General features: G+C 72.4%; 21 protein-coding genes. 3 read left to right on the plus strand and 18 right to left on the minus strand.

Features of this window, described 5'->3' with window-relative positions:
* Positions 1 to 16 precede the first annotated feature (16 nt).
* Positions 17 to 571 (plus strand): PaaI family thioesterase, encoded by a 555-nt coding sequence (locus ACIBAF_RS14725; protein ID WP_399463571.1) that lies wholly within the window; start codon positions 17 to 19, stop codon positions 569 to 571.
* Here ACIBAF_RS14725 and ACIBAF_RS14730 read toward each other — a convergent pair.
* From ACIBAF_RS14730 to ACIBAF_RS14750, 5 genes are all read right to left on the minus strand, one after another.
* Positions 565 to 1,716: an acyl-CoA dehydrogenase family protein gene (locus tag ACIBAF_RS14730; protein WP_399463572.1), complete on the minus strand. Its 1,152-nt coding sequence runs from the start codon at positions 1,714 to 1,716 to the stop codon at positions 565 to 567. The two genes, ACIBAF_RS14725 and ACIBAF_RS14730, sit on opposite strands and share 7 nt — an antisense overlap.
* A gap of 231 nt (positions 1,717 to 1,947) precedes the next feature.
* Complete coding sequence (infA, locus tag ACIBAF_RS14735; RefSeq protein ID WP_399463573.1) at positions 1,948 to 2,172, minus strand: translation initiation factor IF-1; 225 nt, start codon at positions 2,170 to 2,172, stop codon at positions 1,948 to 1,950.
* Positions 2,169 to 2,960 carry a GNAT family N-acetyltransferase gene (locus ACIBAF_RS14740; protein ID WP_399463574.1) on the minus strand — a complete coding sequence of 264 codons (792 nt, stop codon included), beginning with the start codon at positions 2,958 to 2,960 and terminating at the stop codon, positions 2,169 to 2,171. Before ACIBAF_RS14740 ends, infA begins: the two co-directional genes overlap by 4 nt.
* A gap of 283 nt (positions 2,961 to 3,243) precedes the next feature.
* A complete protein-coding gene (locus ACIBAF_RS14745) occupies positions 3,244 to 4,077 on the minus strand; it encodes a PIG-L family deacetylase (protein ID WP_399463575.1) in 834 nt (277 codons plus the stop codon).
* Between the two features lie 230 nt (positions 4,078 to 4,307).
* A complete protein-coding gene (locus tag ACIBAF_RS14750) occupies positions 4,308 to 4,907 on the minus strand; it encodes a YdcF family protein (protein ID WP_399463576.1) in 600 nt (199 codons plus the stop codon).
* 489 nt (positions 4,908 to 5,396) lie between these two features.
* Between ACIBAF_RS14750 and ACIBAF_RS14755 the strand changes: the two genes are divergently transcribed.
* Positions 5,397 to 8,150, plus strand: a complete 2,754-nt coding sequence (locus tag ACIBAF_RS14755) for a BTAD domain-containing putative transcriptional regulator (RefSeq protein WP_399463577.1) — start codon at positions 5,397 to 5,399, stop codon at positions 8,148 to 8,150.
* A gap of 106 nt (positions 8,151 to 8,256) precedes the next feature.
* Here ACIBAF_RS14755 and ACIBAF_RS14760 read toward each other — a convergent pair whose 3' ends face one another.
* From ACIBAF_RS14760 to ACIBAF_RS14800, 9 genes are all read right to left on the minus strand, one after another.
* On the minus strand, positions 8,257 to 9,507 hold the full coding sequence (locus ACIBAF_RS14760) for an NADase-type glycan-binding domain-containing protein (protein ID WP_399463578.1): 1,251 nt from the start codon (positions 9,505 to 9,507) through the stop codon (positions 8,257 to 8,259).
* A complete protein-coding gene (locus ACIBAF_RS14765) occupies positions 9,504 to 10,061 on the minus strand; it encodes a phage tail protein (RefSeq protein WP_399463579.1) in 558 nt (185 codons plus the stop codon). The genes ACIBAF_RS14760 and ACIBAF_RS14765 overlap by 4 nt, the downstream gene beginning before the upstream one ends.
* Positions 10,062 to 12,008 carry a putative baseplate assembly protein gene (locus ACIBAF_RS14770; RefSeq protein ID WP_399463580.1) on the minus strand — a complete coding sequence of 649 codons (1,947 nt, stop codon included), beginning with the start codon at positions 12,006 to 12,008 and terminating at the stop codon, positions 10,062 to 10,064. It abuts the gene before it with no gap.
* The gene (locus ACIBAF_RS14775; protein ID WP_079658064.1) at positions 12,005 to 12,418 is read right to left on the minus strand and encodes a GPW/gp25 family protein; all 414 of its coding nucleotides are present in this window, start codon (positions 12,416 to 12,418) and stop codon (positions 12,005 to 12,007) included. Before ACIBAF_RS14775 ends, ACIBAF_RS14770 begins: the two co-directional genes overlap by 4 nt.
* Positions 12,419 to 12,425: 7 nt before the next feature.
* A complete protein-coding gene (locus ACIBAF_RS14780; protein WP_399463581.1) occupies positions 12,426 to 12,707 on the minus strand; it encodes a PAAR domain-containing protein in 282 nt (93 codons plus the stop codon).
* Between the two features lie 67 nt (positions 12,708 to 12,774).
* Positions 12,775 to 14,646 (minus strand): VgrG-related protein, encoded by a 1,872-nt coding sequence (locus ACIBAF_RS14785; RefSeq protein ID WP_399463582.1) that lies wholly within the window; start codon positions 14,644 to 14,646, stop codon positions 12,775 to 12,777.
* On the minus strand, positions 14,646 to 15,473 hold the full coding sequence (locus tag ACIBAF_RS14790; protein WP_399463583.1) for a peptidase M23: 828 nt from the start codon (positions 15,471 to 15,473) through the stop codon (positions 14,646 to 14,648). The genes ACIBAF_RS14785 and ACIBAF_RS14790 overlap by 1 nt, the downstream gene beginning before the upstream one ends.
* A complete protein-coding gene (locus tag ACIBAF_RS14795; protein ID WP_079658068.1) occupies positions 15,470 to 15,907 on the minus strand; it encodes a phage tail protein in 438 nt (145 codons plus the stop codon). The genes ACIBAF_RS14790 and ACIBAF_RS14795 overlap by 4 nt, the downstream gene beginning before the upstream one ends.
* A 54-nt stretch (positions 15,908 to 15,961) precedes the next feature.
* Entirely contained in the window at positions 15,962 to 17,242 is a 1,281-nt protein-coding gene (locus ACIBAF_RS14800) for a hypothetical protein (protein ID WP_399463584.1), read from the minus strand.
* 663 nt (positions 17,243 to 17,905) lie between these two features.
* Between ACIBAF_RS14800 and ACIBAF_RS14805 the strand changes: the two genes are divergently transcribed.
* Positions 17,906 to 18,469: a hypothetical protein gene (locus ACIBAF_RS14805; protein ID WP_399463585.1), complete on the plus strand. Its 564-nt coding sequence runs from the start codon at positions 17,906 to 17,908 to the stop codon at positions 18,467 to 18,469.
* Positions 18,470 to 19,078: 609 nt separating this feature from the next.
* Here ACIBAF_RS14805 and ACIBAF_RS14810 read toward each other — a convergent pair.
* The 4 genes from ACIBAF_RS14810 to ACIBAF_RS14825 all read right to left on the minus strand — a co-directional run bounded on the left by ACIBAF_RS14810 (position 19,079) and on the right by ACIBAF_RS14825 (position 21,830).
* A complete protein-coding gene (locus tag ACIBAF_RS14810; protein ID WP_099935404.1) occupies positions 19,079 to 19,222 on the minus strand; it encodes a DUF6760 family protein in 144 nt (47 codons plus the stop codon).
* Positions 19,219 to 19,704, minus strand: coding sequence for a hypothetical protein (locus ACIBAF_RS14815; RefSeq protein WP_399463586.1), 486 nt, complete (start codon positions 19,702 to 19,704; stop codon positions 19,219 to 19,221). The genes ACIBAF_RS14810 and ACIBAF_RS14815 overlap by 4 nt, the downstream gene beginning before the upstream one ends.
* On the minus strand, positions 19,704 to 20,147 hold the full coding sequence (locus ACIBAF_RS14820; RefSeq protein WP_079658072.1) for a phage tail protein: 444 nt from the start codon (positions 20,145 to 20,147) through the stop codon (positions 19,704 to 19,706). The genes ACIBAF_RS14815 and ACIBAF_RS14820 overlap by 1 nt, the downstream gene beginning before the upstream one ends.
* Positions 20,148 to 20,255: 108 nt before the next feature.
* A complete protein-coding gene (locus ACIBAF_RS14825) occupies positions 20,256 to 21,830 on the minus strand; it encodes a phage tail sheath family protein (protein WP_399463587.1) in 1,575 nt (524 codons plus the stop codon).
* Positions 21,831 to 21,981: the final 151 nt, after the last annotated feature.

Genomic DNA, 21,981 nt, shown 5'->3' on the forward strand with positions numbered 1-21,981 from the left:
TGCGAGGAGTTGCAGCATGTCGACGAAAGCCGGTTCCTGCTCCGGTGAGCCGGGGGCCACGACACCGGCCGCGCACTGGGCGGGGGCGGACTTCCAGGAGCCGCCCCGAACCCCGGGCGGGGTGGCGCTGTGCGGCGCGTGCCGCAACGCCGGTTCCTGCCGGCTGGGTGTGGAACGCGAACGGCTCGACGAGGACGGCGTGGCATGGTTCGAGCTCGCCTGTCCCCGTGACCAGGAGGGCGGGCCCAATGTGGCGCACGGCGGCTGGACGGCGGCCGTGTTGGACGACTGCCTCGGTCATCTCCCGCTGCTGCACCGGGTGTTGAGCGTGACGGCGGAACTGACCGTGAGCTTCGTCAGGCCGGTGCCGGTGGAACGCCCGCTGGAAGTCCGGGCCTGGGTGGAGCGGCGGGAGGGCTCACGCTGGTACATCGCCGGCGAGATGGTGCTGCTGCCGACCCGGGCCGTGGTGGCCCGGGCCTCCGGGATCTGGGTGACCCGGGACCCGGGCCACTTCGCGCGGCACGAGGAATGGCTGGCCGAGCAGGGCGGCGACACCCGGGATCAGTAGGAGCGCAGTCCCATACTGCGGGCTATCCCGTTGCGCTGGATCTGGCTCGTCCCCCCGGAGATCGTGGCCACGATCGACTCCCGGTAGCGGAAGCTCATCACACTCTCCGTCGAGAAGCCGTGCCCCGCGCAGACCTGCATCCCGAGCCGGGCGGCCGCCACGTAGGTCTCCGAGCCCTTCAGTTTCGCCATCGAGCCCTCGCGGGTGCACGGCTTGCCCTGGGCGAGCAGCCAGGCGGCGCGGTACGCGAGCAGCCGGGCGGAGTCGATCTCGGTCTGCAGGTCGGCCATGGCGTGGGCGAGCGCCTGGAAGGTGCCGATCGGACGGCCGAAGGCCTGCCGGGTGCGCGCGTACTCCAGCATCTCGTCCAGGGTGGCCTGGGCCGCCCCCAGATAACCGCCGGTGATGATCACCTTCTCCAGTTCGATGTTGGAGAGCATGACCTTCCAGCCCTCGTCGCGCGGGCCGACGAGGTTCTCCTTCGGCACCGCGGCGTCGTTGAAGAAGACCTCGTTGGTGCCCAGGATGTGCCGGGCCAGCGTCGGGGTCCGACGCACCTCGACGCCCTCGGTCGCGGGGTCGACGAGCAGCAGGCTGATGCCGCCGTGCTTCGGCTCACGGGGCCCCGTGCGCACATAGGTCGCGATGGTCGTGTCGGGCAGCCCGGCGCCCGTGCACCACGCTTTCTGGCCGCGTACGAGGAAGTGCTCCCCGTGGTCCTCGGCGGTGGCGCGCAACGCCGCCGCGTCGGATCCGCTGTCCGGCTCGCTGAGGCCGACGGCGAGCCGGTGGCGCCCCGTCATCACCTGCTCGCGGATGAAGTCGCGCTGCGCCTCGCTGCCCCACCGGAACACCGTGATCCCGGGGATCAGCACGCCGATGTAGCACATGGCGACGTCGAAACTGGCCCGCCCCAGCTCCTCGGCGATCAGGATGAGCTCCAGCGGCCCGCCGCCGTCGCCGCCCTCCTCCTCACTGAACGGAAGAGAAAACCACCCCAGGTCGGCCATACCGCGGAACAGCTCGGGCGGTACGACGCCCTCCTCGTCCCACTGTTTGGCCTTCTCGGCCGGGCACACGTCGGCGACGAACTGCCGTGCCGTCGCGCGCAACAGGTCCTGCTCGTCGGTCAGCCCGAAGTCCACGGCCGCTCCTCGCCATCACTCGCCTATTTATCTATCTAATTATTCTATGTTAGCTGATACGGAGCGGGATGGAACGTGGCACACGCCGACCACGACCTCGCCGGGCGGACGGACGGACGCTTCAACTCCCTTGGTTCTCCTGACGCCGCAGGCCCGGACACGCACAGGATCCGGCAACCGGGACACCGGTTGCCGGATCCTGTCGTCAGCCGCGCAAGGCGCCGGCCGCCGCTAGTTCCGGTACCGGAACACGATCCGGCCACGCGTCAGGTCGTACGGCGGAAGTTCCACCAGTACCCGGTCCTCCAGCATGATCTTGATGTAGTTCTTGCGGATCTTGCCGCTGATGTGCGCGAGCACCTTGTGGCCGTTCTCGAGCTCCACCGTGAACATGGCGCTGCGCAGGCACTCGACGACCTTGCCCTCGACTTCGACGACGTTCTTGTTCCTCGTCATCGCACCAGCTCCAGGTTGCTGCTCATCGGCCGGGCGCCGATGCGCTCGAACAGCGCCGAGGCCGCTTGGTTGGACTCCTGGACCTCGGTCCAGGCCTCGGCGAACCCGGAGCGGTGCAGCGTCCCCAGCGCGTTCGCCAGCAGCGCCCGCGCGATGCCGCGGCGCTGCTCGCCGGCCCGTACCGCGACCAGCTCGATGCGCGGCCGGTTCACCGTCACCACCCGGATCAGACCCAGGTAACGGTCCGGCGCCGCGGCCACCGCGTACTTCGACGGGTCGACGACGGTGTCGCCTTCGGGGCGGGGAATCACCTCCGCGGGCATCGACTGCCACCCGGCGGTCGCCTCGACTTCGTCACGGATCGCACGGTCCACCGCCCGCAGCAGACCCTCGTCCGCGTGCCCGGCGGGCACGATCGTCACGCCGGAAGGCGGCAGGACCGCTTCGAGCCCTGTGACCCGCGGGTCGGTCGGCACGACGTACTCCCACTCGCGGCGCCGGATCGTGAAACCGGCCCGCCGCCAGCCGGCCGTCAGCTCGACGTCGGCTTCGTCGACCACCGTGTACAGCGGCGCCGGGAGTTCCGCCAGCATCGCCTCGGCGAGCCGGTCGAAGACGACGTCGTGCCAGGCGTCGACGCTGACGAACAGGCGTCCGTCGGGCCGGTGCGCCGCGTGTCCGCGGCCGACCACCAGGTCGTCATCCAGTGCATGCCATTGCCGGTCCGCGACGCGCGTGATCATCACCGCGTTCCCGCTCGGGCGAGAGGTGAAAGGCTTTGTGTTCATCGGAGTCTCCTCCTAGGAGTGCCTCGATCTCAGGCGCTCCTGGCGACACCGAACGTCAGCCGCCGGACCGTGACGGATTGAGGGAGCACCCACGGGTAACTGTGTTCACGGGGCTCACCTCCCTACGACGACTTCACGGTCCAGCGCGAAAGTAACAGCGGGGCGCCGCCTCACTCAAACCCTTTTCGGAGGCGTACGCCGACGACGGACCGGTCGCGGGTCCGGTCGAGCTCGCCGGCCGCGTCGGGCGCGGCGAGCAGGATCCGGTGTCCGCGCGGGCGGATCAGCGCAGTCCGGCGAAGAGATCGTTCTCGGGCACGGCCGCGCCGGTGGCGTCCTGGACGCGTACGAAGGTCTCGACGCCCATCAACTCGGTGAACTTCTCCTGGCCCATCCTGAGGAAGAAGATGTTCTCGCCCTGGCTGGCGTGCGCGGCCAGCGCATCGAACTTCTGGTCGCCGAACTCGGAGGTGTCCACCCAGGTGGTGATCTCCTCGTCCGGGAGTCCGATCTCGGCCAGCGCGGCGGCCTGAGCGGGATCCGGCTCCGGCACTTCCCCGCCGAACTCGCGCATGACCTCCCCGAACCGCTGCATCATCGAGCGGGGCGCCGTCGTCCAGTACACCTTCGGTGTCGTCGCGGTCATCGCCAGCGCCGCCATCGTGATGCGGTTGGCCTGGATGTGGTCGGGGTGGCCGTAGAAGCCGTTCTCGTCGTACGTGACGACCACGTCGGGCTGGTAGCGCCGCAGGAGTTCCGCGAGTCGGGCGGCGCCTTCCTCCACGGGCGTCTGCCAGAAGGATCCGGCCGCGTCATTGGTCGGCCAGCCCATCATCCCGGAGTCACCGTAGTCCAGCATCTCCAGATGACTGACTTTCAGGACTGCGCAGCTTGCTTCGAGTTCCTGACGTCGCATCAAGGCGACGGCCGCCGGATCATGACCGGGATCGCCCGGTTTGACACCTCCCGGTCCGTCACCGCAACCGCCGTCGGTACACGTCACGAGGACCGTGCGCATGCCCTCCGCCGCGTACCGCGCGAGGACGCCCCCTGTTCCGGTGGCCTCGTCGTCGGGGTGGGCGTGTACGGCCATGAGCGTCAGGGGCCGGTCGTTCATGTAACTGGTCCTCCTACAGGTAAAGGTCTGCGTCCGAGTCCGCGGCGGGCGTACCAGCGGTCGCCCCTCACTATCAGATGCCGGACGACCGGGCGTACGCCGGAACGGCACCGGCCTGTCAGCCGGTGCAACAGCGCCGACCGGACCGGCTGTTCCCGCCGCCTACCGGTCATCATGCCCGGCCGTGTGCCGGCGGATCGTCCGTGTGACGCCGACGCGACAGCGGCTGTCTACTGCGAGACCTTCCGCTCGTCGGCCTTGAGACCGCGCAGTGTCCACAGTCCGTACAGAGCAAGCAGTGGTTTGACGAGCGTCCACTCGCCGGGGCGGTAGTCATCCGCGTGCACGAGCCTCTCGGCGAGATCAGGGCGCTGCCGCCGCAAGTACGCGCGGGCCTTGAGTGCGTGAGCCGGCTGGGAGGCGATCTTGATGCGGTCGACGTCCTCGAGCAGCGGGATCACGTTCGTGATGTTCTCCCATGTCGTCGCGCTCTTGTCCTCGAGGAGCACCGGGCCGTCGAACGCGAGCACGGACCTTGCGTAGTCAGCCATCAACCGGGCCTCCGCGGCGCCACCGCTGGGCGCACCCCCACTGAAGATCACGCGAGTGCCCCGCGCACCGTCAGCGGCGATGGAGCGAATTCCGGCACGGACCCGCCAGCGGTTGATGAAGTTCGCCGTGGCCTGGGGGTTTTGGTAGCCCAGTACGACGACGGCCTCGGAATCGCCCCCGCCGTCTCCCACGAGAGCCCGAGACCAGCGCCAGTTCAACCACTCGCCCCAGGCCAGGGTCACAGCCCCGGCGATCGCCAGTGCGGTCCTTCGTCGCATGCGGCGACCCTAGAACACCTCGGCATCTCTTTGTCGACAAGGTGCTCCTCACTCTCTGACCCGCCGGGGCCGCACCGCGTTCGAGGCCCTCGGGATCACTCGCCGGTCACCCGGCACATGAGCCGTTCGAGCACCCACACGGAGTGGACCCTCTCCTCCGCGCACTCCGACGAGAAGACGAATCGGACGATCCTTCACCAGCCCGACTCCAGCGCGGCCGACTGGGCGCTCACATCTCGGGGTGAGCCTGCGCACGCCGCGGCGGCCTCCGGCCCCCCCCGTCCGTCCTGAAACGGCACTCTCTTTGGCATCGGCCGTTTCCGGGCGCGCTGGATGAGGGAAAAGCACGAAAATGACACACCACGGCCACGCAAGTCCTACGCCCCATAACCTGCCGGACTTTGTGGCACTAAAGACCAGCACAAAAGAAGAAAAAGCCGAAACGGGACATCCCTGTCAGAGCGTCCGGGAACAGCGGAGATGAGACATATGACGAGTCTTTTACCGGCTCAGCAGTGGACCGCATTCCGGATACCGGTCTCCGAGACCATGTCCCGGGGCCGTCTGACCGAGCAGTTCGCCCACTGCTCGTCGGGCCTGGTGATCGCCCCGCCCGGCTTCGGCAAGACCGCGCTGTTGGCGCAGGCGGCCAAGGCGCATCCGGGCCCGGTGACGTGGTATCAGGCCCGACCCGACGCCGACGAGCGGGAGTTGCTGACCACGCTCGGGTACCCGGCAGACGCGCTGGCGGGCTCCGCCGGGCCGCCCGGCGCGGGCCGGCCGGCACGGCGCCGGGATGCCGGGGACGGCGGAGCCGTCGGACGACTGGTCGTCATTGATGACATGCACCTGTTCTCGGCGGCCGCGCGGGCGCTCGTGATCCGGCTCGGCCAGCTGGCGCCGCCCCACCCACGGGTGCTGATCGGGACGCGCCCCGCCGCCGGGCTGTCGGCGGCCGCGCTGGAGGCGGCGGGCGCGACGGTGGTGAACGCCGACGCTCTGCGGTTCCGCTCCTGGGAGGTCGAGCACCTGTTCCCGCACCTGTACGACACGGCGCTGCGCCCCGGAATCGCGCTGCCCCTGGTCCGGGCCACGGGCGGCAGGGCCGCGACGCTGAGGCTGTTCGCCAGAGCCGTGGCGGCCCGCCCCGACACGGGTCAGGAGCGGATTCTGGCCGACGGGATGTTCGGCCGCGAATACCTGGAGCGGGAGGTGCTCGCCCCGCTCCCCGACCGTCTCGGACGGTTCCTGACGGAGACCTGCCTGCTGGGCCGGCTCACCGCCGACGCCTGCCGCGCGCTGACCGGCCGAACCGACAGCGCCGAGATGCTGTGGTCCCTGGCCCACGAACACGGAGTCCTGCGCGCCGATCCGGACGGACGGACATACGTCGCCGAGCCCCTGCTCCGCGAGTGTCTACGCGCGCGGCTCACCGGCACACTGACCGACGTCGAACTGACGCGGCTGCGCGTCCGGGCCGCTGCCTGCGCCGCCGCGGGCGATCATGACGATCGTCCGGACCCGCAGCCTTCGGCGGTACGCCGTCGCCTCGGGTCCGCCGACTGGCCCGACCCGCTGCGCATCGTCGTCGCAGGCGGCCCGGACATCTACCTCGGCCGCTCCGTCGGGCGCGTCGCCCAGGAGGGTTCCGGCAGCTCCGCCGCCCTCCTCGTCCAGGGCATCGCCGCTGCCCTGACCGGCGACAGCACGGCCGGCGCCACCGTGCGCCGGGCCTTGGCGGAGGCGACGGACGATGCCCTGGTCGCGCTGTCCGGGCAACTGGTCCGGGTGGCGCTGGCCGTGCTGGCCGGGGGGCCGGCCAGACCGGTCCCCTACCCGGAACTCCAGCGGATCGCGTACGACGCCGAACGGCTGGACCTGCTGTGGCTGAGCCGGGCCGCCCGGTGCCTGCTGGGCCTGGGACCGCACCCCGAGGACGCCGGGCAGCCGGTCGTCGTGCTGGAGGAGTGCACCCGGCTCGGCGACGCCGAAGGGGCCGCGCTCGCCGCATCGGCCGTGTGCCTGCGCTCGGTGCGCACGGGACGCCCCGGCATCGGCGAGTTGGAGGACGCCGTACGGCGGTTCCGGGCGCTGGGCTGGGGCACGCTGGAGGCGTGGGGCCGGGCCGCCCTCGCCGTGGTGGAGGTCGCGCACGATCTGCCGGACGCGGGGCAGCGCGCCGCCCAGGCGGAGGCGTTCGCCCGGTCGGCGGGTGTACCGGGCGCACGTGCGCTGGCCATGGGCGCGATGGCTCTGGCGGCGCCTGATGCGGGGCACCGGACCGAGTTGCAGGAGGCCGCCTGGTCGACGGCCCGGTCCGCGCGGCTGCCGGTGGCCGGGCTGCGTTCCTGGCTCACCGCGCTCGCGGCCCCCGCCGGGCAGGCCCCCTCCGCGCAGGCCCCCACCGGCCCGGTCGGGGACTACGGAGCGGCAGCGGGCAGAGCCAAAGCCGGCGGGCAGCACGCCGCCGCGTCCGGACGCGTCCTCGCGGCACGGTCGGCGCCGGGCCTGACGGTACGTTGCCTCGGCGGCTTCGAGTTCATCCTGGCCGGGCGCGAGCACGACTGGGCGAAGCTGCGCCCCAGGGCACAGGCGGTGCTGCGGCTCCTCGCGGTACGCGCCGGCCAGGCCGTCCACCGTGACCATCTGCTGCTCGCGTTCTGGGACGGCGTGACGACGCCGTCCACGCTGCACAACCTCCAGGTGACGGTCTCCAGTCTGCGTTCCTTCCTGGAACCGGAACGTCCCAGGGGCGGTTCCCGGCTCATCGCGCGGCAGGGCGATTCCTACCGGCTGGTGCTGGCGCCTGGTGATGTGAGCGACGTCGCGGAGTTCGAGCGTGCGGTGCGCGAGGGCCGACGAGCCCGGGCGCAGAAGCGGTCGGAGGAGGCGGCGGACGCGTTCCGCATCGCTCTGGACCACTACGCCGGTGAACTGCTGCCCGAGGACGGGTACGCCGAGTGGGTGGCCGGCGACCGGGAACGGCTGCGCCGGGAAGCGGCCAACTCGGCCGTGGCTCTGGCCGAGATACGTCTCGCCCAGAGCCGGCCCGTGGACGCCGTGGAGGCGGCCGAACGCTGCCTCGAGATCGACGGGCACCGCGACGCCGCGTGGCGGGCCCTGATTCGGGCCTGCGACGCCGCAGGGCTCGCGGCCGACAGCGCGCGGGCCCGGAACGGCTACTCGGCGATGCTGGCCTCCCTGGGAATCCCGCCGTCCGGCGGGCTCTCCCATCCGATGTAGCGGCGGCCGCCGGGGCGCGCGGCCGCCGGGTCCCCTGCTCCGGGGCGCGTCGCAGGGCGGGACGCCACCACCGGGGGGCCCTGGCGCCGGGCGTCCAGAGCCGACGTCATCGCCGGCCGAAGAACTCGACCTCCAGGATCGCCGTGCGCCGGTTCTTCCCCTCGGCTCCGTAACTGGACCGGACGATGAACCGCACGGTACTGACGTTCTTCCCTTCGAGGTCCAGTGTCTGCGGCCCCGGCTTGTCCTCCAGCTGGAGCCGCTTCTTGTGGACCTCGCCGCCCGGTCCGCCCAGCTCGACGTCGAGGACCGAAGGCCTGGCCTGCTTGAGGAACTCGTCCTTGTTGATCGAGACCCCGGTCTGGATGATGATCGTCTTGAGCGTGACGGGCTGTTCGAAGCGCGCCTGGACCTCCTCACCCGTGCCCGCGCCGGCCGGCGTCGGCGCCCAGTAGGTGTTGTTCGCCCCGTCGAAGGCCAGGTTCGGCCCATGGTCCTTGAGATGGCTGGACCCCTCCGCGAACTTCGGGTTGACGGGGGTGGGTTTGGCCGTCCGGTCGCGGAGGTTGTCGATGAGGCTGCTCAGGTGGGGCCGGGCGAGGTAGCCGCCGCCGAGCAGGACGACCAGCGTGACCGGGATCGCGAGGCTCGGCCGTCGCCATGCCCGCACCGCAGGACGCTGCCCGGCCGCGAGCCGACGCGGCGGGCGGCGGCGGAGCCGCCGCAGCAGTCGCGCCCACCACGAGAGCCGCTCCTCCGCCGCCACCGGCGCGGTGAGAACGGCGCCGCAGCGCAGACACAGGGTGCGGGTACGGGGGTTGGCCTGTGCGCATGCCGGACAGACCAGGTCATGGACCGGGGGGCGGGGCGCGGTCGCGGGGGTGTCCTGCGTGCCCGGCGACGCGGGCAGGTCGTCCGGGTCCGCCGGCCGCTCACCGGGCCGCCGCACGGTGCCGGCGGCCGCGGGTTCCGTCGGCGGCTGCGCCTGGGGCTGGGTGGGAGCGGGCGCCGAAGTCTGCGGCCGGGGCAGGACGGAAGCGGTCCGGGCGGTCGCCGGATCCGGCGCGGGAGCGGCGGCCACAGCTCCCTGGACGGACGGCCCGGCGCCGGACCCGTCCGGCGCCACGGGGCTCTGCGTCACGGAACCCTGCGTCACGGAACCCTGCGCCGCCGGGCCGGAGACGGCGGGCTCCGCGACGGCTGCACGGGGCGCCGTTCCCGTGCCCTGGCCGCCGTCCGCGGAGTCGGCGCCGCTCTGCTCCCAGTCCAGGAAGGCGTTGCAGGACGCGCAGAACGCCGCGCCCCGCGCGTTGTGGTGGCCGCAGTCCGGGCAGATCAGCCCGCCGGGGCCGCTCATGACGCGTCCGCGAGGGGCAGCAGTTCCGTGGCGTACCCGACGTGCGCCGGCACCTCACCGGCCACCAGCCGCCGTAGCCGCTCCGCGCCTGCCGCGTCCGGGTCGGCCACCCGCACCCGTACGGTCACCCGGGGCGGAGCACCGGCCGGCCCTGGCAGGGGGCTGTGCGCCGTCTCGGACCACGACGTCGCGCCCGTCTCCTCGATCTCCGCCTCCGTGCCGAACTCCAGCCGTACGGCCTCGGCGAGTCCGCCTCTCGTGCCCCGTCCGCGGTGCCGTTCCACCGCCCCGAGGACCGCGGCCCGGCGCTGTCCGGCCGGCCGGCCGCCGACCGGGCCCACGGCCACCCACTCGCCCATCCACGCCAGGAAGTCCTCCGGGGCGGTCCGCGGGTCGAGATGCGCGGGGAGGTTGTCGATGGTCAGCAGCACCGGCGCCAGTACGTCGTCCAGCGCCGCGAGGAACCGCTGGATGAAGTCCTCTCCCAGGTAGACGGCGGGGAGTTGGTAGATGAGTGGATGAGGCGTGGGCAGTCCCTCGACCGCTGCGCGCATTCAGGCCTCCCGCATTCGGAGTTGGTGCTCGTAGGAAAAGACGAGGGCGTGCGGGTCGAGCACGATCCTGGTGACCGGCTCGGCGCGCTGCCCGGTCACCGGGTCGGCCGGGAAGAGCCTGACGTCCTCGACGAGGTCGACGCCCGGCACCCGTTGCAGGACGGCGTACACCTCTCCCGCGTGGATCGGCCGCCCGAACGGCCAGCCCTGCCCGCTCGGTCCGCCGGTGATCGGGTTGAAGTACCCGTACAGGGCCGCCAGTGCCGCGGTGCGGACCGGGTCGGCGGCCGCACCGGGGGCCGCCAGGACGGACGCCACGACGGTGACGCCCTGGTAGTAGGGCGGCTCGACCACCAGCCGGGTGCCGATGGGACGGCGCTGGTCCAGGTAGTCGGCGAGGGCCCGCAGCGTCTCCCGGGGCGGCACCAGGTCGTCGAAGTGCAGCCGTCCCTGGTCGTCGCTCCGCACGGCCGGCACCAGAAGCAGCCGCACGCCGCCCTCCTCGCCCTCCCCCGCGGGTACGCAGGCGACCCGCGCCGCGTCCGGGGCGACCTCCCGCGCCAGCACCTCGTAGTCGTGCGGCACGACCGCCCGGTACAGGGTGCTCAGCGTCATGGGGCCGCGGACCTTGGCGCTCTCCACGCTCTCCCCGTCGACCCCGCCGACGGCGGCCCGCCGGTTCTCGGCCCGGGCTACGAAGGGCAGCGAGGTGCGCAGCATCCGCAGCGTGCCCGTGGCGACGTTGCCGGGGCTGCCGCCGCCGGTCCGGTAGGCGCGGATCCGCACCGGGGCGCCCTTGGCCGGCACGGCGCCGTAGTAGCGGATCGTCCCGTCCGGCTCGCGGACGGCCGGACCGAAGTCGATCCGGCCGGAGTTCGGATCCAGCGTCAGATGCCGGTCGCCGGGTCCCGAGTGGGCGAAGTCGTCGACGCGGTGCCACTGCGACCAGTCCGAACCGTCCGCCACCTCTACGACGAACGGCTCGTCGCCCGGCACGACGGGGGGCCGGGCGACGTGGAAGGACTGGCCGGGCACGCCCTCGGACAGCCCCAGGACCTCGTCCGTCACCGTTTCCGCGTGCACGGCCTCGACCGTCGCGCCGATGGTGAAGGCCTCGGCCTCGCGGATGGTCGGCGACTGCAGATAGGTGGGCTGGTCCGGCTCGGCGGAGACCAGCCGGCAGCGCACCCACCCCGCGGTCTGGCGCGCGATCGTGGATTCCGCGTGACCGCCCGGCAGGTGCAGAACCACCTGGCCGGGGCGGTTGAAGCCGCCGGTCGTGTCCTCCTCGACGTCGCAGCGCGCCCAGGCCGTGCCGTCCCAGGCCTCCCAGCGCAGCGGCGGGCGCCGCGGGTCGACGCCGACGCCGTCCACCCGGCAGTCCAGACGCAGCACGACGACCCCGGCCCGGACGGGGTTGGTCAGGCCGACGTACAGGGCGTCGCCGGGGGCGGGCTCCGTGTCGAAGCAGGGCACGTCGCGGCCGAGGGCGAGTTCCTGCGTACGGTCGGTGGCTCCGCCCCCGGCGGGGCAGGTCGCCAGCCGGGCCAGTCCGCACGGCACGATCGCCAGGTCGCGGACGGTGGTGAACACCACCGCCTCCTCGGTCTCGGTGCGCACGGTGGCGACCTCGGTGCCGGCCTTGACCCGGACGTTCTCGGGCTGCGGCGCGGAGAGCCAGAACGTGACGTCGGTGCGGGCGGCGGTGGGCGGGTGCAGTCGGACGCCGATCAGGTCGAGGAAGGCCAGGTAGTTCTTCTCCGGCACGCGGTTGACGCGGTAGAGGAGCTGGTCGACCATCGTGGCGAACGCCTCGATCAGGGTCACGCCCGGGTCGGAGACGTTGTGGTCGCTCCACTCGGGGCAGCGCTGCTGGACGAATCTCTTGGCCTCGTCGACGAGTCCCTGGAACTTCCGGTCGTCGAGATGGGGGGCGGGCAGCGTCACGGACCCGTTCCTTCCTCGTGCGCGGGGATCACATAGAACGGGAACACGAGGTTGCGGGGGTCGTTCGTGCCACGCACGGTGTAGCTGATGTCGATGTACAGCACGCCGTCCTCCACCGCGTCGAACCGGACGTCGATGCCCACGACCTCGATCCGCGGCTCCCAGCGGTCCAGGGCGAGCCGGATCTCGTAGGCGACCTGGCCCGCGGTGCTCGCGTCGGCGGGGGCGAACACGTAGTCGTGGATGGCGCAGCCGAACTCCGGCCGCATGGGGCGCTCCCCCGGGGAGGTGGCGAGCACGAGCCGGATCGATTCCTCGATCTCCCGTTCGCCGCGCACCAGGGCGATGCTCCCGGTGGCGTCGGTGCGCGGCGGAAACGCCCAGCCCGCGCCGACGAACTGCTGTCCCATCAGCCGGTCACCCGCCGATCAGGACGGTCGGGCAGCCCGCGATGATCGGCGCCCCGCAGGCGGCGGTGTCACCGAGTCGGGCGGCGGGCTTGCCGTTGATCAGGACGGTGGGGCACCCCGGCGGAATGATCACGGACGGCGGATGCACCGCGGGCGGCGGGAAGGCGCACGTGTGGGTGGTCCCGACGGTGGCGGCGGGCATGCCGCCGATGAGGACGGTGGGCGCGCCAGGCGGGCCGACCGTCCCGGGGTGGCCGGTGGGGTCGCCGACGCGAGCGGCGGGTGGCATGGAGGAGGCTCCTTTTCGTCGGCTTGTCGCTTGTGGTCGTCTCTCGGTGGTGTCGTGTGGCGACCCGTCAGTTGATCCGGACCAGGCCCGCGTTGATGGTGCAGGTCGCGCCGCCCTTGATCTCCGTGCGCGAGGTGCCGTTGACCGCGACCTGGCTGCCCTTCACCTCCACTCCCGCGCTCGTCGTGAGCCCGACCTGGCCGCTGCCGCCGTCCACCTGGACGCCTGTCTGCGCGGTCACCTTCACCGACTTGCCGGTCAGTTCGAGGGTGCCGTTGCCCGCGTCCATCAGCGCGCCGTTGCCCGCCTTGACGGTGACCTTGTCCTTGGCGTCGATCTCCACCGTGCCGTCGCTGTGCACGATGATCCTGGTGCCCTTGCGGTCGAGGTCGATGGTGAGCTTGCCGTCGCCGGTGACCATCCGCACGCCCTGCGGGCCGGAGGCGTTGTCGAGCAGTTCGAGCTGGTTGCCGCTGCGGGAGGAGAACGACCGCCGGTTGACGGCGCCGCTGGTCCCGTCGATCAGCTCGCCGCTCGCCGTGGACGGCTTGTCCTGCCCGTTGAAGAGACAGCCGAGCACGTACGGCCGGTCGAGCCGGCCCTGCTCGAACCCGACCAGCACCTCGTCGCCCACCTCCGGGACGAACGCGGAGGTCCCCTTGCCGTCCTTGCCCCCTCCTCCGGAGGTCTGCGCGCACCGGGCCCAGTCGCTGACGTACTCGTCGGACAGCCAGGGGAACTTGACCTTGACGCGGCTGAGTTTGTCCGGGTCCTTGGTGTCGGAGACGAGACCGATGACGACGCCGTCCACTTCGGGGAGCCGGCCCGCCCGGCCCGCGGCGGCGCCGGCCAGCGCCGACAGGGAGCGTTCCTGCTGGCCCGAGACGGTCACCCAGGTCTCGTAGCCGCGCTGTGCGTCGAAGACGTGCCGGGAGGCGGTGACGGTGTACCGGCCGTCGAACGGGGCGCCGACCCCGGACAGCGCGACCGCGCCGCCGGCCCGGACCTCGGGATTGCCCTGGACGACCGCCTCCATCTCGGCGAACGATCCGGCGATCCGCTGCGCCAGCGCCTTGGCGACCTGCTCGACGCGGGCCTGCGCGCCGTAGGAGTTGTCGGTGACGAGGTAGTCGGCCTTCCCGAAGGGGCGCGCCGCGTCCGCCGGGCTGATGCCCAACTGGACGGTGTCCGCCTTGCCCGCCTCCGCCGTGCCGACCAGCGCCTGCTTGGTCTTGGTGTCCCAGCCGCGCACCTGGACCTGGGAGACCTGCTCGGCGGCGGTCACCCCGGCGCGGCAGCGCACCAGGTTCTTCCCGAGTTCCAGCACCAGCGGGTCCCGGTCGGCGCGGGCCGAGGAGCCGGGCGCGCCGGATGCCGCGGTCGGCCCGGTGACATGCAGGGCGCCGTCGATCACATAGACCTGTGCGCCGGCGTCCTCGGCCAGGTCGCGGAGGAACTCCCAGTCGGAGACGTTCGCCTGGGCGACGTGTTCGAGGACCGGCCCGGATACGTCGATCGTGCCCGTCCGGAGCCCGGCGCGCTGGGCGACGCGGCGGCAGACGTCCGCGACGGTCATGTTCTGGTAGGCGGCGACCCTACGACCCCGGAAGAGCCGGTGCGCCTTGTCCATGCCGCGGACCACGGTGAACGTCCCGGTCTCGTCGAAGTCCAGCTCCAGAGCGGTCACCTCGCCCTTGAGCAGCGGTTTCGGCGAGCCGCCCGCGCCGGAGGAGACCAGCAGCCGGGCCTCGGAGCCGATCTTGATACCGGCCTTGTCGAGCAGCACCCGGCTGGGGTCGCGGAACCGCAGGACGAACGTGTCGGGCAGGGTTCGGCTGTCGTCGACGTAGCCCTCCACCAGGGTGTTGGCGAGGTCGGCGGGCAGCCTGGTCCCGCCGATCTCCATGACCAGGATCTTGGCGACGGTGTCATGGGCCATCAGAGGTCCTTCCGGCCGCCGGTCGCCGCGGACCCGTGCGCGACGGGCTCCGCCGCCCCGCCCGGCAGCGTGTCCAGTTCGTCGGCCGACGGGAGCAGCAGTTCCCGCCCCTCCGTCAGCCGCATCGGATCGTCGATGTCATTGGCCTCGGCGATGGCCCGCCAGGCCGCCGCGTCGCCGTACTCGGCCCAGGCGAGGCCCTGCAGCGTGTCGCCGGCGCGGATGCGGTGGACACGGCGGGCGGTGAGCGCCCCCGAGGTCGGGTTCTGGCCGGCCGTCTCTCCGCTGATCTCCTCCATCGTCACCTGGCACACCGCGCGGATCGGCGTCCCGGACGTGGTGAACAGCGTGTACTTGACCTGGACCTGGCTGACGTAGCCGGGGAAGCCGGTGATGCCGCCCCAGTGGAAGACCACCCAGGGCGGCGACGACCGCTGCGCCTGCCGGGTCTCGTTGGTCGGCACGCAGCACGCGAAGAGACTCTCCACCGCCTTGACGACGCTGGTGTCCTGGGTGTCGCTCGCGTCGAAGAACATCTCGACGGTGAGCTTGCTGGGCTGCGGCCCCTGGTATTCCGGCGGGCCCGCGCTTTTCGCGCCCTTGGCGGGAGTGCGTTTCCAGGACGCCGACTTGCCGAGGCTGAGTTCCTTGGGATTGAACTGGAAGTCGATCCGGCCGCAGGGTCCACCGGGGGTGAGGCTGCCGCCCGAGGGCGGGGTGCGCAGTTCGAGGTAGGCGTGCTCCAGCTTGGGCCGCGCGTCACCGCCCGCGGCCGACGCCGACCTCGCACCGCCGCCTGCCGCGCTGAACGCCACGGGCCCGCTCATGCTCCGGGCTCCATCATGTAACCGTGGTGCGCGATCTCGATGGTCTCCGTGGCGACCTTGGGCGACTCGGGATTGAACGTGGGCCCGGTCCAGCGCACCGGCACCACCTCCAGCAGGCCCCAGCGGGCGACCATCACGTCGTCGCCGGTCCGCGCCTCGATGTGCGCGGTCTTGCGGGCGAACCCGGTGGTCATGCTGGCGAACCACTTGGCCACCTTCTGGGTGTCCTTCGTCAGCGGCCGGGACAGTTTGACGTTGGGGTACTTCAGGCGCGTGGGCAACTGCCAGACATGGCCGTTGTTCCCGCCCTCCTCGCGGGCTTCGAGCACCACCTCGCAGCCCAGCCCCTCACAGGTGTTGAACGACCCCAGCTCGATCCCGTCGATCGTGACGACGAAGCAGACCGTGACCGCCGGGTCCTGGGTCGTGGACATCCGATGCCCTGCCTTTCTGTCGGTACGGGTGCTCTGTCCATGCGGGGTGCTCTGTCAGTGCCGGGTGTGGATCAAGGTCCCGGCGCGTTCGCGTTCGATGCGCAGCTCCGCCCTGAGCAGCCTGCTGAGGGGAGCGACCAGGGCTCGGACGAGTTCGTCCGTGACCTTGGGGGCGCCGGAGCCGACGGTCTTCCCCGGGGCGGCGGCCGAGGTCGCCGGCTCCGCCGCCGGTGGACCGGCCGGCTCGGGCGGCGCCGACGGGTCGACGGGCGGCTCGGCGGGCGGTGCGCCGTCCTCGGCGCGTTGCACGGCGGGCGCGGTGAACTCCACGGAGCCGTCCGGCATCCACTGCGCCACCCCGGCGGCGACCGCCGCGGCCCCCGCGCTGACGCCGGGCAGCGCGGGAGCCGAGGGGGCCCGTCCCCGGAGGGGTGGGGACGGGAGCGAGGGCGCGGCGGAGTGGGATACGGGCGACGGAGCGACACCGGGCACCGTGTGGAGCCGTTGCAGCGGGACCGAGTGGCCGAGGGCGTCCGAGGCTTGAAGCGCTCGGGTGGAGAGCTGGAGGGGGCCATCGGGGAGGACGGCGGCACCGGGAGCTGAGCCGCCGGGGAATTCCGGGGGCCCGGGGCGGCCGACGTCGCCGTAGGACCAGGCAGGCGGGGCGCCGGCGGCGAGAGCCGTCGCACCGGCGTCGGTGGCCCGCTGTACGACGCCGCCGCCTGCGTGGCCGGCGGCAGGGCCGGGGTGGGCGCTGCCGCCGCCGGTCGCGGTGTGCCCACTGCGAGGGCCGCCGTGGTCGCCGTGGTCGCCGGGTCCGCCGGAGCCGTCGGGCGCGGTGTCGGCGGACCAGGCATGACCGCCGGAACCGCCGGCCCGAGGGACGGATGCTCCGCCGCCGACCCGCTCCCATCGGACCGGGACCGCTGCCGCAGGCTCGGAGGCGACCGGGGCCTCGGCGGAAAGTGCCGACTCCGGCACGGTGTAGAGAGGCAACGACCGCTGCGCCACCAGGGGGAACACGGGGCCGCCGCCTCGGGCCGCCGGCCCGGCACCCGCCCCCGACCCCGCCTGCGTCTCGGGCGCCGCACCAGGAAGCGTGGCGGCGTCCACGGCGTTCACGGCGTCCAGCCGCCGCATCGGCATAGGCGTCGCGGCCGTCACCATCTCTCCCGGCCCGGTCGACTCGAGCGCCACCGTGTCACTCACCGCCAGCGGTCCGGCGTCCCCGAGCAGCGGTGCCGGATCGTCCTCCGCGCGCACCGGCGTCGCGCCGGTCGACGGGGGTGCGGGGGGCGAGCCACCGGGAACGTCGAGGACGTCGAGTCGCTGCAACGCGACCGGTCCTGACGGCCCGGCGCCACCGGGAGCGGCGGCGAGTCCGGAGACGGCACCCGGGCCTGGACCGGAACTGGCGCCTGGACCCGCCGGGCTTGAACTGACGCTCAGGCTTGGGCTTGGAGCGGGGCTCGGGCTTGAGCTCGGGCCCGGGCTTGGAGCGGGGCTCGGACTCAGAGCGGGGCTGGGGCCTGGACCGGGGTACGACCCCGAGCCGGGGCCCGAGCCAGGACCGGGGCCCGAGCCAGGACCGGTGGCCGGCCCCGGGCCGGTGCCCGGAGCGGGCAGTTGACCGAGTTTCACCGCTTCGGCGCCGGCACCGGCTCCGATCGCCGACTCGGGCGAGAAGCCTGTGCCGAGGTCCACCGGGTCCGTGGTCAACGGTGGCGTGTCCCCGAGCAGCGGCGCGGTGCCCTCCCCGTCGGACGACGGCACTGAGGGCTCCGCCGGGCCTGCGACGACGTCCGGCACCGCCGGCTCCTCCGGGGCCGCCGGTGTCTCCGGGGCCGCCGGTGTCTCCGGGGCTTCCACGGTTCGGGAGACGTACGCGTCGGAGGGAACGGAAGGGGACACTGCGGCGGACTCGGTCGGCGGTACCGCCGGGCCTGGAAGCGGCAGGGCGGTGGGCGGCAGCGCGGAGAGCGGCTCGCCGAGACCCCGATGCCGCGGACGCGACGGGACCGCGACGTCACGCTGCACAACGGACTGCACGGCCGGCTGCACGGCGGGCTGCACGGCAGGTTGCAGGGCGGGCTGCACGGCGGGCCCAGCGCCGTCCGCACCGCCGATGAGCGGAGCGGTGGGGACGGCGTCCGGCCCCTGGCCGGCGGCCGGGCCGGTGCGCGGCGCGGCGAGCGGAAGCGGGGGCGGGGGCGAGGCCGTGTCCTGTACTGGCGTCGGCCGCGGGGCGGCGCCCGACGCTTCGGTTCGCTGGACGACGCCGCCCTCCTCTTCCTGCCCCGCAGGCGGGTCGGGTGCGGCGAGGAGTCCGGCGACGGGCTCGTCCGGGGTGCCCGGTGTCAGGGGGCCGGGGTCCGGGTCCGGCTCGGACGCAGGGACCGGCGCGAGCTCCCGCGCCGGTTCGTCGGGTGGCTCCGCGACGACCAGGGGGCGGGCGGGTGCGGTGCCTGCCGGGACAACGGGCACCCGCATGACCGTCACCGGAGCGGACGGCGCCGTGTCCCGCGCCTGGGCGGTCGGCAGCACGGCCGTCCGCTGGAGTGACGCCAAGGGAAGCGCCACCGGTGCGACCCGTGCCCCGTCGGGCACCGACATACCCGGACCCGGGCCCGCGTGGTGTGCCGCCGCCGGGGCCCCGGCCGGGGAGGACACCCCGGCAGCGGACGACACCTTCCGCAGGACGGTCGGGTCACCCGTGCCGTGGGGGTCGCTCGGCCGGTCTGCCCACCCACCGTCATCGCCCCGCACGGGATCCTGTCCGCCTCCCGATCCGCCGGAGGCGTGCGCCTGCGGCCGTATGCTCGTCCGCTGCACCGGCATCGTCGGGTGCGCCAGCCCGTGGCCGACGCCGGACGGCGCCTGGGCGCTGACGAGATGGCCGAGCGGGCCGGTGACGGTCGGGTCCTGCCAGGTACCCAGCCGCCCACCGAACCCGCGGGGGTCGGTGAGCAGCCCCATGGGCGCGCTCAGGGTTCGTTGCACGGGTGGCGCCGACCGCCACCCGCCCGTGACCTGCGCGTCCGCCGTCGTGTCCGGTCCGGGCGGCGGAGTCCCGGCATCGGCGCGCGCTCGCGTGCCGGGCTCCGTGACGCCGCCCCGCGAGCTTTCACCGTTCCTCGTCAGCCAGGACAGCAGTCCCATCTCGGTGTCCTCTCACCGCCCGTTGAGACGGGCGATCTGCTCGACGTACCGCTGCCGTTCGGGGTGTTCCAGATCGAGCAGCTCTTCGAGTGGCCAGTGGAAGTGATAGGCCAGGTACGCGATCTCCTCGTAAAGGCGCTCGACCGCGTACGTCACGATTCCCCCAGGCGGCCCCCGGCGAGGTCCACGGCGAAGTGCTCCTGGCAGGAAGGGCAGGTGACCGCGGCCCGGGTGTGGCCCTCCGCGTTGATCCGCCGGTAGAAGTCCTGGAGGAAGGCGAGGTCGGAGGCGAACAGGTCTTCCACGAGGCCCGCGTGGACGTCCTCGATCGTGCCGATCCGGGTGATCACCCGGGCGATCAGGACCACCGACAGGTACGCGGAGTTCTCCCGCACCCGGTCGTCCCGCAACGGGATGAGCTCGTCCCGGGCGGTGGCCAACCGCATCACTCCGTGCCGGTGCACGGTGCCGGAGTCGTCCACGTACCCCCGGGGCAGTTCGAAGGCGAACTCGGTGCGGAGCGTGTCCCGCCCCGCGCCGCTCGCGCTCTCGCCCGGTCCCCCGGTGTGGTCATGCTCCGGTGCGCCCGGCGACGACTGCGCCGCCTGCCGCGCCGGAGCGAGCGTCCCTCTGCGCATCACTCAACTTCCATGCTCTCGTACGTGATCGAGAGCTTCTCGGTGAGGACCGAGGTGTCGCCCGCCTTGAGGGTGCCGATCTCCAGCGCCTTCGGCCAGGCGTTGATCAGCTGGTAGCGCTTGATCGCGCTGCCCTCGTAGTCGTAGACGATGATCGCGCCGTTCTTGCGGGCGTCGCCCATCTTCCCGAACCGGGACGACTTGATCCACGCCTCGAAGCTGTTGTCCTCGGTCAGGCCGCGGGTGACGGTGACCTCGCCGGCCTTGGGGCGGCCCGGCAGCTTCTTGACGGCGTACTTTCCGTCGGTGGTGTTCTGCTTGAGCTCGATGACGTCCTGTTCCATCTTCAAGCCGCTGACCTCGGTGATCTGCTTGATCACCACACCGTCGAACTCCAGCCCGAAGGAGTGGCCGACCGAGCTGTCAAGTTCGGGGAGTGCCATCCGAGCCTCCATAGCTCATCTCGTGTGTGGAGCGGCGGTCTTCCACCGCCCCGGGACCGATCCGCGGGCGGCCCACTGCCGTGGGGCCGTGACCCGCCTGCCGCTGCGCTACTCGTCGACCGATCCCGTGCCGCCCGACAGCTGTGCCAGCCGGAACACCACGAACTCGGCCGGCTTGACCGGAGCGACCCCGACCTCGCAGATGACCTGGCCGGCATCGATGCTCTCGGCGGGGTTGGTCTCCCGGTCGCACTTGACGTAGAAGGCCTCGTCCGGGGTCAGCCCGAACAACGCGCCCTTGCGCCACTCGTTGACCAGGAACGCCGAGATGGTGCGCCTGATACGCGCCCACAGGGCGTCGTCGTTCGGTTCGAAGACGACCCACTGCGTGCCCGTCAGGATCGACTCCTCGAGGTAGTTGAAGAGTCGGCGGACGTTCAGGTAACGCCAGGCGGGGTCGGAGGAGAGGGTGCGGGCGCCCCACACCCTGATCCCGCGGCCCGGGAAGGAGCGGACGCAGTTGACGCCGATCGGGTTGAGCAGGTCGTGCTCGCCCTTGGTGATCTGCGTCTGGAGGCCGACCGCGCCCCGCAGGACCTCGTTCGCCGGCGCCTTGTGCACACCGCGCGACTCGTCGTTGCGCGCCCATACGCCGGCTATGTGCCCGCTCGGCGGGACGAAGGTGTTACGGCCGACGGACGGATCGAAAACCTTGATCCATGGGTAGTAGAGCGTCGCGAACTTCGAATCGAAGCCGGCCGTGTCCATCCGCCAGTTCTTGACCTGCTGCGGCGACAGCCCGGGGGGAGCGTCCAGGATGGCGACCCGGTCGCCCATCAACTCGCAGTGGGCGATCAGGGACTGCTGCACCGCGATGACGGTCTCGTCGTCGACGATGCCGCGCTGGTGGGCGCTCATCAGGTCGGGCACGGCCACCGTCGTGATCTCGTCGATGGCCTCCAGCCCGCCGAAGCCCGTCCGCTCGTCCGCGTCGCCGATGTAGTCGTCGGCCGACAGCGCGACCGTGCCGGACCCGGCGGGAGCGGGGGCGGCGCCGGACCCGGCCGCGAGGACGACCGTGCCGGTGTCGGGCTTTGTCGACGCGGCGGCCCGGCTGACCTCCTCCAAAGCGATGATCTGCGACTTCTCCTTGACCTTGGTGACGACGTTGTCCTTGCCGCGGCGGGCGGACACCGACGGGTAGGTCTCCTTCTCCTCCCCGTCCACCTTGATCACCAGCTTGAACGCCTCGCTCGGCGGCGCCTCGCCGTCCGCCGCGCCGACCTCGACCGTGATCTCACCGGTGACGGCCGGCAGTGCGCGGACCCGGAATCCGCCGAGCAGCGCCTCGGCTGCGGACTCACCGCCCGCCGTCCCGCCGGCGGACCCGCTCGGCAGTTCTCCCGCGACGCCGCTCCCGCCGTCTCCGATCCGGACGACGTAACAGTTCCCGCCCCCGTTGGCGAAGTAGCCGTACACGGCTGACGCCAGATAGGAACCCTCGACGAAGTCGCCGAAGGCGCCCACGTACTGGCTCCAGTTGGTGACGAGCGTCGGTTCGTTCAGGGGCCCCTGTGGGGCGAAGCCGAGAAACGCGGCGACCGAGGTGCCCACTCCCTCGATCGGTCGTGCCCCGGCCTCCACTTCTTCGACGTAGATGCCTGGGGACAGATACGACGGCATACCCACTCCTCCTTGACCTGCGGCCGAAGCAGATTCTGGCTCCGGCCGCGATCACCCGGAACGCGTCGTCGTCCGCGGCCCGGTGCACAGCCCACTGCCCGATCAGGCAGGCCGCCCTTCCCCCGGCCGTACCCGCGCTTCTCGTGTACGA

This window comes from Streptomyces sp. NPDC051677, from assembly GCF_044453465.1.
In the GTDB taxonomy this organism is placed as follows: domain Bacteria; phylum Actinomycetota; class Actinomycetes; order Streptomycetales; family Streptomycetaceae; genus Streptomyces.

What these genes read in the sequence shown, in the direction of transcription:
- ACIBAF_RS14725 (WP_399463571.1), top strand. Translation starts at nt 17, where the DNA reads ATGTCGACGAAAGCCGGTTCCTGCTCCGGTGAGCCGGGGGCCACGACA.
- infA (WP_399463573.1), bottom strand. Translation starts at nt 2,172, where the DNA reads ATGACGAGGAACAAGAACGTCGTCGAAGTCGAGGGCAAGGTCGTCGAG.
- ACIBAF_RS14740 (WP_399463574.1), bottom strand. Translation starts at nt 2,960, where the DNA reads ATGAACACAAAGCCTTTCACCTCTCGCCCGAGCGGGAACGCGGTGATG.
- ACIBAF_RS14745 (WP_399463575.1), bottom strand. Translation starts at nt 4,077, where the DNA reads ATGAACGACCGGCCCCTGACGCTCATGGCCGTACACGCCCACCCCGAC.
- ACIBAF_RS14750 (WP_399463576.1), bottom strand. Translation starts at nt 4,907, where the DNA reads ATGCGACGAAGGACCGCACTGGCGATCGCCGGGGCTGTGACCCTGGCC.
- ACIBAF_RS14755 (WP_399463577.1), top strand. Translation starts at nt 5,397, where the DNA reads ATGACGAGTCTTTTACCGGCTCAGCAGTGGACCGCATTCCGGATACCG.
- ACIBAF_RS14760 (WP_399463578.1), bottom strand. Translation starts at nt 9,507, where the DNA reads ATGAGCGGCCCCGGCGGGCTGATCTGCCCGGACTGCGGCCACCACAAC.
- ACIBAF_RS14765 (WP_399463579.1), bottom strand. Translation starts at nt 10,061, where the DNA reads ATGCGCGCAGCGGTCGAGGGACTGCCCACGCCTCATCCACTCATCTAC.
- ACIBAF_RS14775 (WP_079658064.1), bottom strand. Translation starts at nt 12,418, where the DNA reads ATGGGACAGCAGTTCGTCGGCGCGGGCTGGGCGTTTCCGCCGCGCACC.
- ACIBAF_RS14780 (WP_399463581.1), bottom strand. Translation starts at nt 12,707, where the DNA reads ATGCCACCCGCCGCTCGCGTCGGCGACCCCACCGGCCACCCCGGGACG.
- ACIBAF_RS14785 (WP_399463582.1), bottom strand. Translation starts at nt 14,646, where the DNA reads ATGGCCCATGACACCGTCGCCAAGATCCTGGTCATGGAGATCGGCGGG.
- ACIBAF_RS14790 (WP_399463583.1), bottom strand. Translation starts at nt 15,473, where the DNA reads ATGAGCGGGCCCGTGGCGTTCAGCGCGGCAGGCGGCGGTGCGAGGTCG.
- ACIBAF_RS14795 (WP_079658068.1), bottom strand. Translation starts at nt 15,907, where the DNA reads ATGTCCACGACCCAGGACCCGGCGGTCACGGTCTGCTTCGTCGTCACG.
- ACIBAF_RS14805 (WP_399463585.1), top strand. Translation starts at nt 17,906, where the DNA reads ATGCCGCGGACGCGACGGGACCGCGACGTCACGCTGCACAACGGACTG.
- ACIBAF_RS14815 (WP_399463586.1), bottom strand. Translation starts at nt 19,704, where the DNA reads ATGCGCAGAGGGACGCTCGCTCCGGCGCGGCAGGCGGCGCAGTCGTCG.
- ACIBAF_RS14820 (WP_079658072.1), bottom strand. Translation starts at nt 20,147, where the DNA reads ATGGCACTCCCCGAACTTGACAGCTCGGTCGGCCACTCCTTCGGGCTG.
- ACIBAF_RS14825 (WP_399463587.1), bottom strand. Translation starts at nt 21,830, where the DNA reads ATGCCGTCGTATCTGTCCCCAGGCATCTACGTCGAAGAAGTGGAGGCC.